This is a genomic window from Pedobacter cryoconitis (genome assembly GCF_014200605.1).
GTDB lineage: Bacteria > Bacteroidota > Bacteroidia > Sphingobacteriales > Sphingobacteriaceae > Pedobacter > Pedobacter cryoconitis_B.
The window spans coordinates 177378-190336 of the sequence record NZ_JACHCE010000007.1 but is presented as its reverse complement, the minus strand read 5'-3'; the positions used below and the strand labels follow the sequence as shown (position 1 = coordinate 190336).

The following is a 12959-nucleotide window of genomic DNA, read 5'->3' as shown; positions in this document are numbered from 1 at the left end:
TGTATTTGATCACATAAAGGTCATCAATATGATTAAACTGAAATTAGCCAAAACCGCAAAAGATGTAGCCAGTAAAACATAGGCATTCTCAAACTATTATAAGTGATAAATATGTTTGAATATTGTTTTAATATAATACATTTGCATAACCAGTTATATAACTGATTATGCAACATGAAATTATTTGAGAAAACAGGAAAAATGGCATTAGGTAGTAGATTAAGGCTATTAACCACAAAAATAACAGATGACGCCGCCCGTATTTACGAGCTATATGAAGTAGAGTTTTCACCTAAATGGTTCCCTGCTTTCTTTGTTCTTTCAGAAGATGGAGAAAAGACCATTACAGAAATCGCAAATGAAATAGGGCATTCACAGCCCTCAGTTAGCAAGCTCATTCAGGAAATGAAACTTGCAGGTTTAGTTCAGGAAAATATGGAATCACCAGATAAGCGAAAGAATGTAGTCGCATTAACTAAAAAGGGATTCAAAATTTCTGATCGGATCAGGATACAGTGTTTAGACGTCGATGCCGCAATTGAATGTGCTATTTCAGAAGCCAGATACAACCTTTGGGAAGCGATCGGGGAGTGGGAACTCTTACTGGACCAGAAATCATTGCTTAAAAGAGTTCAGGAACAAAAGCAACTGCGAGAAGACAACAACAAAAGGCCACACCAATAAGTAAATAAAATAACAACCAGAATCAATTCAAATGAAACACATAAATAAAAATGAGCCAAATCTTTCTAAAGAAATATACATTATTGGAAATGGCGTCATTGCAAAAGCTTTAGCAGTTGCCTTGACCCTGAAAGGAAAAAGTGTAACTATAATCAGGGGCAGTATTGATGAACTGCCGCTATCTTTAGAAAACATACAGGTAGAAACAGAGGGTAAAGTCTTGCAGACGGATATAAAAATCAGCACTTTAAATAACCATGAGGAGCTTGACGGAATTATATTATTGACCAACAAATCATTTGGAAACGATGAGCTGGCAGGCAAACTCAAACTAAAGGCAAAAGATTCACCGATTGTATTTCTTCAAAACGGACTGCATATAGAAAATAGCTTTATTGACCGGGGTTATACTGAATTGTATAGATGTGTATTACTCGCAACGAGCCAATCAGTTACCAATAGTAAAGTTAAATTCAGATTAGTTGCAGCATCTCCTATAGGAGTAATTAAAGGTTCAGTTGATGTTCTTCAATACATAACCGATGAGCTGAATACCGATATCTTTTCTTTTCGTTCGGAAGCAGATATACAGAAAGTAATCTGGAAAAAAGTAATCAGCAACTGCGTGTTTAATTCCATCTGCCCTTTATTAGAAATAGATAATGGGATATTTCAGCGGGATGCTGGAGCACTGAAAATTGCAAAAACGGTGATAAGTGAGTGTTTAACAGTTGCAAAAGGAAATGGCATTCAATTAACTGCAGATGAGGTATTACAAAATGTACTGGCTATAAGTAAAATGTCAGACGGACAGAAAATATCAACCTATCAGGATATACTCAATAAGCGGGAAACAGAGATTGAAACGCTGAATTTTGCTATAGCCAGGGCTGCCGGAGTAAATGGAAATATTCCGGTGCCCGTTACGACTCTGTTAGGTGAATTGACAAAAATAAAGTCCGAATTATCCAGGAAATAATGTTATCAGCTTGATGTTATTGTCTGCTTTTCCATGATTCTTTATGCCCATGATCAAGATGTATAATAAAGTCCGACTTTTTACTTAATTTTGAGTATAGTCAAAAGAGCAGGAAATAATGGAAAACATAAAACAGACATTTGATCAGGCAGAATTAGAACTTTTGAAAGAAGGTTTAAAATGTAGTTATAAAGAACGTTTTGAAATGGCTACGCGTCTCTATAAAATTCAACAGACTATGAATAAAGCCATTATATTCCATAAACCGTTTATTAAGAAGTAATCTGTGGATATGTAAATGTTTCCAGTAATTTACTTGATTTAATTTCCCTCAATTTTATAATATCAATAGCAAAGTCCCTGATTAAAATCAGGGACTTTGCTATTGATATACATCTTGTTTTTACCCCCCCTAAAAACATAAGGTTTGAATTATACAAATATCGGTTTGTATAAAACAAACCCGGCCTGCCAATCCCAGGTAATTTTGTATCATCAAATCATTTAATCATTCGAAATCTTAAAACTATGATCACCTACATAACTAAATTCCAATCTGACGGAGCAGAAAGTTCAGCAGCACTGAAATCCATCTTCGCAGAACTACAAAAGAACACACCACTTGAACCAGGATGTATCAGCTATCAGGTTTACACAACAGAAAACCACCCCGATCTTTTCTACATCCTGGAAAAATGGCAATCCCAACAAGACTTTGAAGGACATCTGGAAGTAATCAGGGCCGGCAGTTATATTGAAAAAGCATCAGAATATATCACAGAAGCTATTGAATCAATCAAACTACTGGAATTCAATTAATTATTAACCATTAAATAAAAACAAGATGAAAACTATTTTAATCACAGGCGCATCATCAGGTATAGGAAAAGCAACCGCAAAGAAATTTGCCATTGAAGGCTGGAATGTTATCGCAACAATGCGCTCACCCGAAAAAGAAAACGAATTATCACAATTAAAGAATGTACTTGTCACCAAACTTGACGTTCAGGACAAAGCAAGTATTCAGGAAGCTATAAAATCAGGAATAGAAAAATTTGGTACGATTGATACGGTAGTCAATAATGCCGGTTTTGGTATTCTGGGTGCTTTTGAAAAATCCACAGATGAACAGATACAAAACCAGTTCAGTGTTAATGTATTTGGTGTCATGGATGTCATCAGGGCAATTCTTCCGCATTTCAGGGAAAAACAAGACGGAACAATCATCAATATTACTTCGCAGGGGGGCAGAGTGACCTTCCCGACCTGCAGCTTGTACCATTCCACCAAATTCGCCATTGAAGGTTTTTCAGAATCATTATCTTATGAATTACTCTCACAGAATATTATAGTAAAAATTGTAGAACCGGGTTCTACTGAAAGTAATTTCTTTAATGCAGTAGGAATGGCAGCAGATCAAAGTATAACTGCTTATGAAGAATTTGATAAAATCGCACTCGATAACTGGAATAAGAATGATATTATGACCTCAACTACAGAGGAAATTGCAGCAGTTATATATAAAGCCGCTACTGACAATAAAGATCAGCTTCGTTATATGGCCGGTAGGGATACAGAACTATATTTTGGAATCAGAAATGAGCAGGATCAGCATTATGTGAACTATATGAGAAAAGCCTATATCCCGGAAATATTAGAGAAACAAAATAAATAAGACGCTATGAGAACTACAAATAACACAATTCTTGTAACCGGCGGGGGGACAGGTATGGGGCTGGAGGCAGCAAAACATTTCAGTGAACTGGGTAATAAAGTAATTATTGTAGCCCGTAATGCAGAAAGGCTCCGCGAAGAAGCAGCAAAACTGGCCAATACCACTGCAATTCCCTGTGACCTTTCCAATGAAGATGAGCTCAGAAACCTGGTGTACATTTTAAAAAGAGACCATAGTGATTTAAACATGATCTTCCTGAATGCAGGGATTGCTACAAATTATGGGCTTTTAGAAGGAGAAAATGCCTATGAAATCAGTAAAGCAGAAATGATCACCAATTTCCATTCTGCAGTACTGCTGACCAATGAACTTGAAGGCTTACTTGCAGATAAGCCTGAATCGGCAATGATCCTCACTACATCCGGGGTAGCTTTTGTTCCTGATTTGCTGCACCCAACTTACAGTGCAACAAAGGCTGCATTACATTCATATGCATTGGGGCTGCGCCTGGTACTGCAAAAAAAGGAATCGACTATCAAGGTTTTTGAACTTATGGCACCATTGGTAGATACACCATTTTCAAAAGCAGTGAAGTCCGATCTCAAAATGCCAGCTAACCAGATTATTAAAGAGCTGATCGCTGGACTGGAAAAAGATGATTTTGAACTTCATGTTGGATTAACACAGCAAATAGCTGAATTATCAAGAAAATCTACACAGGAAGCCTTGAAATTTATTAATAGTGTAACTGGATAAACCTGCTAGTTTAAACGACTGGTTTGAAAGAACCGGTCGTTTGAGCTTATTTATTGTAACTTAGTATATGGAGAAAACAGAAATGCTTGAAGATTTCTATAAAGAAAAACTCAATATATCCCTTTCCGAACTGAGTATTAAAACCCCGCAATTTGCAATATTGACTAATGAAGAATGCATAAATGGAGCAAGTATGAAATATCGTCGAAGGGACTTTTATAAAGTATCTTTATTCAAAGGGAGAGTACTTCTGCATTATGGTGATAAAAGTCTGGAAATTGATGGAATTGCTTTGGTATTTTTTAATCCTGATGTCCCCTATACTGTTGAGATGCTTGAAGAAACCAATTACGGTGGTTATTTCATTTTCAGCGAAGCCTATATTAATGACTATTTAAGGAGTAACATACGCGATTTTCCTTTATTTACGAACGGAACAAAACCCGTTTACCTGCTCAATAAAGTTCAGGAAAAGGTTGTTGACAATATATTTAAAAGAGTACATCAGGAGATGGCCACAAATTACGCATACAAGCATGATTTGATACGCCATCAAATTCTTGAACTTATCCATATTGCACAGCAATTAATGCCTTCCGAAAAAATCTACCAAAACATAGATTCCAAAACACGAATCACTAACGTATTTCTGGAGCTCCTTGACAGACAATTTCCTGTTGAATCACCAAACGAAGAATTCGAAATGCGTTCTGCAGGTAATTATGCCGGGAAAATGGGGCTCCATATTAATTACCTTAACCGTGCTGTTAAATCCGTTAGCGGTAAGACAACAACTGCACATATTACAGAAAGAATTACTAGCGAAGCGATTACACTGCTTAAACATTCGGACTGGAATATTTCAGAAATCAGCAATAGTCTTGGCTTCGTCGATTTATCACACTTTAATCATTTCTTCAAAAAACAAACTAAACAAGCTCCATCATCTTATAGATCCACCAATTAAATTAGTTCTCATATATGGGCAGGCTAAACCAAAATGTGCTGCCCTCACCAAACTTACTTTCTACACCAATTTCACCCTCATGCCTTTCTATAATCTCTGCACATAAATAAAGGCCAATACCAAAGCCAGAGATCACATCATCATTGACTACCCGGTAAAAGCGATCAAATAATTTATCCTTATCCTCAGGTTTAATACCTCTTCCCTGATCTTTAACCTCTACCAAAAGCTGTCTCCCAATTATTTTGCTGTTTACAATAACCAGACTGCCAGAAGGGGAGTATTTCACTGCATTACTGATAAAATTATTAATAACCTGGCCTATTTTATCCCGGTCAGCATTCAGCATTGCTGATTCTATCTGGGAGAAAACCACCTGATGAGTAGATATCGTTGAACAAGCTTCTTCATCAGCCTCTTTAAACAGTGAAGTCATATTAAAACATTCCTTTGCGATATGGATCTTACCAGAATCCAGACGAGATACATTTAAGAAACCATTAATCATGCTAATCATCCTCTTCACCTGTGTGCTGGCTTTATCGTGCATCAGTATTGCAGAGCTTTCCTGAGCTTTTTTTGCCTTTTGTTCCAGAATCTGTAAATAGCCCTTAAGCGACGTCAACGGGGTTTTGAGTTCATGACTTACCATCGCGATAAAATCATTTTTACGTTGTTCATCCTGTTTTTGCTCTGTAATATCAATAATAGCCCCCGAAAAATACATTTCTCCATCTGCTGTGTACTGGTTCAGTTTTCCAACTGCTCTTACCCAGCGTAATTGCTGATCATGAAACCCAATTAAAGAATATTCCAGAAAATAATCTTCACCTTTCTCAAAAGCAGCTTCTACAGAAGCAACCACGCGTTCCCGGTGCTCTTCAGAAATTTGTACTACCGCAGCATCATAAGGCATCTCCTCATCAGGATAGTAACCAAATATTTCTTTCAGCCGGGGAGAGGCTACCATTACACGGGTAGTCTGGTTGATTATAAAAGTACCAATATTGGCCGCCTCTATAGAGAACCGGAGCATATCTTCAGCTTTTTGCACTGCTTTTTTTGAAGCCACCTGTTGTGTAACATCAGTAGCTACAATTAAAATTCCCGTAATGAGTTCATTGTCACTTTTAATTGCCTGATAAGATATATTAAAATACCCTTCAACAAGCTCACCATTTCTATTTACAATTGCTTTAGTTTCATTAGCAATATAAGTTAAGCCAGAGGTATATACGTCATCCAGTAATTTTAAAAAGGGCTGTCCCTTCAATTCGGGCATTGCATCTGCAAAAGGTCTTTGAATTATATCTTTTGATTTACTAATGATAGTCAGCATCATATCATTCACCGACTCAATAATTAGTGCCTTTCCATAACAAACCATAATTCCAGCTGTAGCCTGCTGCAATATCCCGCGGAACCTGGATTCACTTTTATTCAGGTGCTCATTAATGAGCATCAGGTAATCCTTAGAACTGATCAGGTCTTCATTTGTAGCCAGCAACTCTTCATTCATTACTGCCAGTTCCTCAGCCATTTCTGTTTCACGCAGACTGCTTGCTATCTTTTCGCTAACATCTATCCCTACAGCAATCACTCCGGTTACTTTTCCCCATTCATCTTTAATAGCCCTGTAATTCACATCATAATATCGTTCAACAACTTTGCCCAGGCGCAAAACAGGAGCTTTTACCGCTAAACCCATATGATCTTTTCCTGATCCCAATACCCCACGGATCACTTGCAGATAGGGATGAGTGATCAGTTCAGGTCTGGCTTTTAATAAAGGCTGGCCAATAATTTCTGCAGTTCTGCCAAGCAAATCAAGCATACGTGCATTGGCTGCTTCAATAATCAGTTCTTCTCCACTATAAATTGAAATTGCTACCGGGGCCTGTTCTATGAGTTCACGAAAGCGTTTTTCACTTTTCTTTAAATTCTCATTCAACACCTGCAGGTTTTGCCTTGACTCGTTCAGCTCTTCATTAATTACCGTCAATTCTTCATTAATGCTTTGTACTTCTTCCTTTTGCTGAATCAGCTCTTCATTAGTTGTCTGCTGTTTACCAATCTCTTCCAAAGCTGATAACCGGAGTTCAATCTGATCCATAACGGCTGTTGCCAAACCTTTTAAGATGATTTCTTCTTCTTTAGAAAATACACGCGGCTGCTGATCAATAATACATAAAGTACCTATTAAAAAGCCATCATAGGTAATCAATGGGGCTCCTGCATAAAATCTTAAACCAAACTCTCCTGCAACATTTGGATTTGCAATTAAACAAGGTTCTTTCAATGCATCTTCGAAAATTGTAACTTCAGGATCTAAGACCGCCAGTGCACAAAGGCTCTTACCGCGGTTGGCTTCTTTAACTTTTCCCATCCCAACATTAGCCTTAAAGAAGACCCTTTCCGCATCCACAAGTGATATCAGAGAAATTGGGACTTTAAATATTTTGGTGCATAGATCTGCTATATTATCAAAGGACGCCTCAGAAGGGGTATCCATAATCCGGTAACGTTTCAATGCAAGCAGTCTCCCGGAATCATTATCCGGGATGATATTTATTCCAAAAGTATTTTCAATCATAGGTAACCTCAAAGATAGGAGCAGCCTGTAAATATAAACTATTCGCAGAACCTTTACCCGAATTCCGGCATTATCATTGTTATTATACTGCTAAATACATCAGTCTGAAAACAATGGATAAATTAACTAAAGAAAAACCTGATCTGAAAAACTTCCAGAATGATCAGATGATATCCAAAAAGAAAAGCGACAGATTCTCCTTTTTGATCACCAATACCTTTGGGAGTATTGTTTTTCTGTTTATATGTATCTTATTTTTCGTCATCTGGATTTGCTGGAATCTGGGTCTTTTACCTTCTCTGAAAGTCTTTGATCCTTTTCCCTTTCAGGCCCTGGAAATGGTTGTATCTATCTTCGCCGTTATACTTTCTGTAACCGTTTTAATTAGTCAGAAAAGGCAGGCAAGAATGGAAAGCATCCGGCAACAGGTAGAATTCGAAGTGAATATACATGCAGAAAAAGAGATCACCAAAATGCTGGAAATGCTTCATGACATTCAGAAAAAGTTAGGTATTGATCACAATGATACCGAACAGCTTGAACGGATGAAAGAAGAGCTGGACATTGAGAAACTCCATGAACAGGCAAAACAAGGTGGCAAAGATTAATTTCATTCAAAACAATTTCCTGTTTTAAGCATTTATACCTGTTATAGCTGCACGCTATCCTGAATGCCTTATATGAAAAACAAAACAGCAAAGAAGAGAATTGCCATCCTTGGCGGAGGGCCGGGTGGCCTTTTTATGTATAAAAGATTAATCGAATCGGAAAATAAAGACCTGGAAATCCATATTTTTGAACGTAAAGGCTATCTTGGAGCAGGTATGCCATATAGCCCTGAAGGCGCTAATGATGAACACATTACCAACGTTTCGGACAATGAAATACCCGAGATCTTTAATTCTATTTCAGAATGGGTTAAAACCGCGCCAGAAGATTTGCTAAGCAGGTTTAAAATTATTCCTGAAAAATTCAATGAATATAAAGTCCTTCCAAGACTTTTTTTTGGTGCCTATTTATCTGCACAGTTTAAGTTACTGCGTGAAAAGGCAAAAAAAGAGGGTATTTTAACCTATATACACCTGGATACGGAAGTGACCAATTTATTCGATCATCCTGAAAAATGTGAAGTTAAGGTCGAAACTGCGCACAAAAATTTAAGCAGCTTTGACCATGTGATTATCTGTACAGGTCACAACTGGCCAAAGAAATTTGAAGGAGAAATCCCCGGATATTATGATTCCCCATATCCACCTGCTAAGCTTGCCCAAAAATTAAACCATGCTATTGCCATTAAAGGATCTTCACTTACAGCAATTGATGCGATCAGAACACTGGCAAGAAACAATGGAAAATTCACAGAAAATACCAACGGAAAATTAATATTTACATTGAATGCAGACAGCCCTGATTTTAAAATTGTGATGCATTCCAGAAATGGTTTATTACCAGCAGTAAGGTTTCATCTGGAAGATTCTCATTTAGGCAAAAATGGTTTACTGAGCAAAACTGAACTAAGCTGTCATCTTAAAGAAAATGGCGGATTTATCTCTTTAGACTTTGTATTTGAGAAAAACTTTAAAGAGATGTTCGTTGAAAAAGAACCGGAATTCTACGCGCAAATTAAAGATATGAGCCTGGAAACTTTTGTAGAAGCGATGATGAATAAACGGGAAAAAGCAGATGCCTTTGACTTGTTTAAAAAGGAGTATGAAGAAGCAGAAAAGTCTATTAAAAAAAGAGAGTCAATTTACTGGAAAGAAATGCTCGCAGTACTCAGCTTCGCTATGAATTATCCTGCCAAGTATCTTTCTGCTGAGGATATGCAGCGTTTGCAGAAAGTCCTGATGCCACTTATTTCGATTGTAATTGCATTTGTACCTCAAAGATCCTGCAGAGATTTAATGGCATTGCATGATGCTGGATTATTGTCTTTATTAGCTGTAGGAGATGAGAGCGAAGTTGTTCCTGTAAAGGCAGGAGGAGCGGAGTACAACTATACCGATGAGGATAACAAGAAAGTGAGTCAGTATTTTCAGACTTTTATTGACTGTGTTGGACAGCCACACCTGTCATTTACAGAATTTCCTTTCCAGGGATTGATTGATCATGGTACAGTTAGTCCGGCAGTTCTCAGATTTCGTTCAAAGGAAAAGGGTGAGGATGAAATCAAAAAGGGTAATGAATTAGTTGGGAAAGATAGAAACGGGCAGTATTTTATGAAAGTTCCGGGTATCACTATTAACGATAGTTTTCAGGTAACTAATCAGGATGGAATTGCCAATGAGCGAATCTATATTATGGCAGTACCTTATATAGGAGGTTATAATCCTGATTATTCAGGTATAGATTTTAGTGAAGCCGCATCACTGGAAGTAATGAAGCGTATAAATTATTCAGACGAATGAGTCCGGTATAAATTGGGCTCATTTCATCTGGAAGCGGCTTAATTTTTTGAGTAATTATATCTTTTGATAAAAGCCAAAAGCGTTATTCCAATACCTGCCCCTATAGATAAACCCTTAACTGAATCAGATACTTCTATAAACCTAAAAAGTATTTGACTTACAGAACTTACTAGTAATCCTAATGGGATCAAATAGAAATATTTTCCAAAACGAAGTTTCATAAGCTATAAATTCTTCTGGTTTAACCAAATTTAGAAAAACATTTAGAATATAACAACATAAGAAGTACTGTATATCCATTAAAATGCCCCAAAAATTGTGTAGATTTTTGAGGACTTACATTAACGATTTCTTTGATTAATTATTAATTCGCAATTTTCGCGGCATCACGTAAAGCTTTGATAGCATCATGTGCAGATTTAATTTCCTGAGCTTGTTTGCTTACTGTTTCTAATGCATCAGTACTCAGGTTTCCATCTTCAAGCGCCAATTTATAGGCCGCTTTTATGGCATCTTCACCACGCTCTGCTTCAGAAAGGATGCTGACACGATCGCTGCCGCCAAATAATGATTTGACATCAATCCAGGCACGGTGCAGCGTTCCTGACACACTGGTACCTGTTTCTACATCTTCTCCGTAACCGGCAACAATCGCAGTCAGCTCCTGACTAAATTTGCGGCTTTGTGCGCTATATTGCTGAAAGATGGCTTTCAAGTCAATATTTTCATCATTAATATCCGCAATTGCTTTTTCAAATCCCGCTACGCGGTCATTGTTAATTTCTGTAAGATCGTTTAAAATTGATATTGATTTTTCTGATACACTCATAATAATAGTTGTTTTTGAGCTGGAAGAACAACCAGAAACAGAAGTAGTTTTGAAAAAATAATTTTAATCTGAAATAAAAAAACCATTCTGGATTATTTCCAGAATGGTTTGATGTAGCAGCAGATTCTACCGCATAATAAGTTGCTATACCGATTGCGCTGCCTCTAAAATCAATGCAGTAATTTCTACCGGATGAGAAGCCATTGATGCATGACCTGTATCCAGATGAATTATTCCTTTTGCATTAATATGTGCAGCCATTTCTTTTTGTGTCTCTGGCGGAATCATGTTGTCACGATCTGATACCTGGTACCAGCTTGGTTTAGTCTTCCAGGCAGGTTCGGTAGTTTGATCAGAAAATATTTTTGGACTTATTGGTTTTTGAGCTAAAGACATAACCAGTGCCTCTTCTGCGTCAAGATCTTCACAGAAGGATTTATGGAACTCATCATACTTAATCCATAAGAGTCCTTTTGCATCCGGATAAATACTGCCTGCCCCAAGCGGTGGCTGCCTTCTGGCAAATATGCCACCTACATTTTCACCCTCATCAGGAGCAAAAGCAGCGATATATACTAAACCAACCACTTTTTCGTGGTTACCAGCATTAGTAATTACTGCACCTCCATAAGAATGTCCTACCAGTAAAACATTTCCATCCTGCGCGTCAATTAAATCCAGGGTTCTGTTCACATCATCCTGCAGAGAGGTTAATGGATTCTGAACTGCTCTTACCCGGTATCCTGCTTTAGTTAAGGCAGGAATAACATGCCTCCAGTGTGATCCGTCACCCCATGCTCCATGAACAAGGATAATAGTTAAATCTTTGTTTGCCATCTTGTTTAAATAAATAGGTTTCTTAAATTTAAGAGCTTATTTTGACAACAGTTATATAAACCCGATTGTTTGCTGTTCAGAATTTCAGGTATCTTTGATTTTTATCCTATCATGTCAGTTTCAAAAGCAAGCCTTTCTGATCTATCAGAATTACTCACCCTGGTCAATACTACCTACAGAGGAGAGACCTCTGCAAAGGGCTGGACGTCCGAAATTTTATTATTAGCAGGAGATATCCGCATAGATGAAGAAATGCTGACAGCTTATCTGACCAACCCGGCAATAACTGTATTAAAATATACGAATTCAGCAGATCAGCTTATTGGTTGCGTTTATTTAGAGCAAAAAGAAGAAAAACTCTATTTAGGGATGCTTGCAGTCAATCCTGAATATCAATCTGGTGGTATCGGGCGGCTTTTGCTCCAGGCTGCAGAAGAGCATGCAAAACAAATCAACTGTCATAGAATTGACATGACTGTAATCAGGGACAGAGTTGAATTGATTGCCTATTATCAAAGAAGAGGATATAGTCTGACGGGTGAATCCTTTCCCTTTCCCATAGAATACCATAAATACGGTAAACCCTTAAAAGAAATTATACTGGTTGAAATGAAAAAGGAGTTTTCCGCATCATAGTGAAGAGGCGTTTTCCTGGTCCACCTCATCTATTGGTTCCCACAGCTCAATGATATTTCCTTCAGGATCGAGTATATGGACAAATTTGCCATATTCATATTCCGCAATCTCATCAACAATGGTTACGTTTTCTTTTTTGAGTTCCTCTACCAGTAAAACCAGATTTTCTACCCGGTAATTAATCATAAATGGTTTGGCAGAAGGATTGAAATAGGTCGTATCTTTCGGAAACGCTGACCAGGTTGTAGACCCTTTTTTAGCCGGATCACCGGCCTCACGCCACTCAAACGTTGTTCCATATGCAGTAGTAGCCAATCCAAGGTTTTTAGCATACCATTCGTTCATATTCTGCGGATTATCGCATTTAAAAAACACACCGCCAATGCCCGTTACTTTTTTCATATTGCTCAGTCTTTTAAACAATTTCCATCTATTTCCGGACATTAGCAAATCTGTTTTACAAATCTTCTTTTTTAATATCACTGCATAAAAGACTTATAACTAACCCAATAAGACATAAAAACACAGCTTTGGTCTTATTCGGATATTATAAAGTCTTATCCGACCATCCGGCAATTTTCGCAGCACATAAATT

At 37.5% G+C, this 12959-nt stretch carries 13 protein-coding genes; 9 read left to right on the top strand and 4 right to left on the bottom strand.

The genetic code is table 11. The annotated features are described in order from the left end of the window. Positions 1-174: 174 nt before the first annotated feature. From HDE68_RS19860 to HDE68_RS19835, 6 genes are all read left to right on the top strand, one after another. On the top strand, positions 175-684 hold the full coding sequence (locus HDE68_RS19860; protein ID WP_183883977.1) for a MarR family winged helix-turn-helix transcriptional regulator: 510 nt from the start codon (positions 175-177) through the stop codon (positions 682-684). Positions 685-715: 31 nt separating this feature from the next. Beyond that, positions 716-1663, top strand: a complete 948-nt coding sequence (locus HDE68_RS19855; RefSeq protein WP_183883976.1) for a ketopantoate reductase family protein — start codon at positions 716-718, stop codon at positions 1661-1663. Positions 1664-2191: 528 nt separating this feature from the next. Then, positions 2192-2482 (top strand): putative quinol monooxygenase, encoded by a 291-nt coding sequence (locus HDE68_RS19850; RefSeq protein ID WP_183883975.1) that lies wholly within the window; start codon positions 2192-2194, stop codon positions 2480-2482. Positions 2483-2507: 25 nt separating this feature from the next. Further along, positions 2508-3338 carry an SDR family oxidoreductase gene (locus HDE68_RS19845; protein WP_183883974.1) on the top strand — a complete coding sequence of 277 codons (831 nt, stop codon included), beginning with the start codon at positions 2508-2510 and terminating at the stop codon, positions 3336-3338. Positions 3339-3344: 6 nt separating this feature from the next. After that, positions 3345-4094, top strand: a complete 750-nt coding sequence (locus HDE68_RS19840; protein WP_183883973.1) for an SDR family oxidoreductase — start codon at positions 3345-3347, stop codon at positions 4092-4094. A 67-nt stretch (positions 4095-4161) separates the two neighbouring features. Beyond that, positions 4162-5061, top strand: a complete 900-nt coding sequence (locus HDE68_RS19835; RefSeq protein ID WP_183883972.1) for a helix-turn-helix domain-containing protein — start codon at positions 4162-4164, stop codon at positions 5059-5061. A 1-nt stretch (position 5062) separates the two neighbouring features. On the opposite strand, the gene HDE68_RS19830 is transcribed toward HDE68_RS19835, so the two are convergent. Next, positions 5063-7654 (bottom strand): ATP-binding protein, encoded by a 2592-nt coding sequence (locus HDE68_RS19830; protein WP_183883971.1) that lies wholly within the window; start codon positions 7652-7654, stop codon positions 5063-5065. A gap of 113 nt (positions 7655-7767) precedes the next feature. Here HDE68_RS19830 and HDE68_RS19825 point away from each other — a divergent pair, with 113 nt between their 5' ends. Both HDE68_RS19825 and HDE68_RS19820 read left to right on the top strand, forming a co-directional pair. Then, a complete protein-coding gene (locus HDE68_RS19825) occupies positions 7768-8262 on the top strand; it encodes a DUF1003 domain-containing protein (RefSeq protein WP_183883970.1) in 495 nt (164 codons plus the stop codon). A 72-nt stretch (positions 8263-8334) separates the two neighbouring features. Further along, positions 8335-10062 carry an FAD/NAD(P)-binding protein gene (locus tag HDE68_RS19820; RefSeq protein ID WP_183883969.1) on the top strand — a complete coding sequence of 576 codons (1728 nt, stop codon included), beginning with the start codon at positions 8335-8337 and terminating at the stop codon, positions 10060-10062. Positions 10063-10426: 364 nt separating this feature from the next. On the opposite strand, the gene HDE68_RS19815 is transcribed toward HDE68_RS19820, so the two are convergent. Further along, a complete protein-coding gene (locus tag HDE68_RS19815) occupies positions 10427-10891 on the bottom strand; it encodes a ferritin-like domain-containing protein (RefSeq protein WP_183883968.1) in 465 nt (154 codons plus the stop codon). 144 nt (positions 10892-11035) lie between these two features. Then, entirely contained in the window at positions 11036-11728 is a 693-nt protein-coding gene (locus tag HDE68_RS19810; RefSeq protein WP_183883967.1) for an alpha/beta fold hydrolase, read from the bottom strand. 111 nt (positions 11729-11839) lie between these two features. Here HDE68_RS19810 and HDE68_RS19805 point away from each other — a divergent pair, with 111 nt between their 5' ends. Then, positions 11840-12364, top strand: coding sequence for a GNAT family N-acetyltransferase (locus tag HDE68_RS19805; protein ID WP_183883966.1), 525 nt, complete (start codon positions 11840-11842; stop codon positions 12362-12364). Here HDE68_RS19805 and HDE68_RS19800 read toward each other — a convergent pair. Beyond that, positions 12359-12808 (bottom strand): VOC family protein, encoded by a 450-nt coding sequence (locus HDE68_RS19800; protein ID WP_260171815.1) that lies wholly within the window; start codon positions 12806-12808, stop codon positions 12359-12361. The two genes, HDE68_RS19805 and HDE68_RS19800, sit on opposite strands and share 6 nt — an antisense overlap. Between the last annotated feature and the right edge of the window lie 151 nt (positions 12809-12959).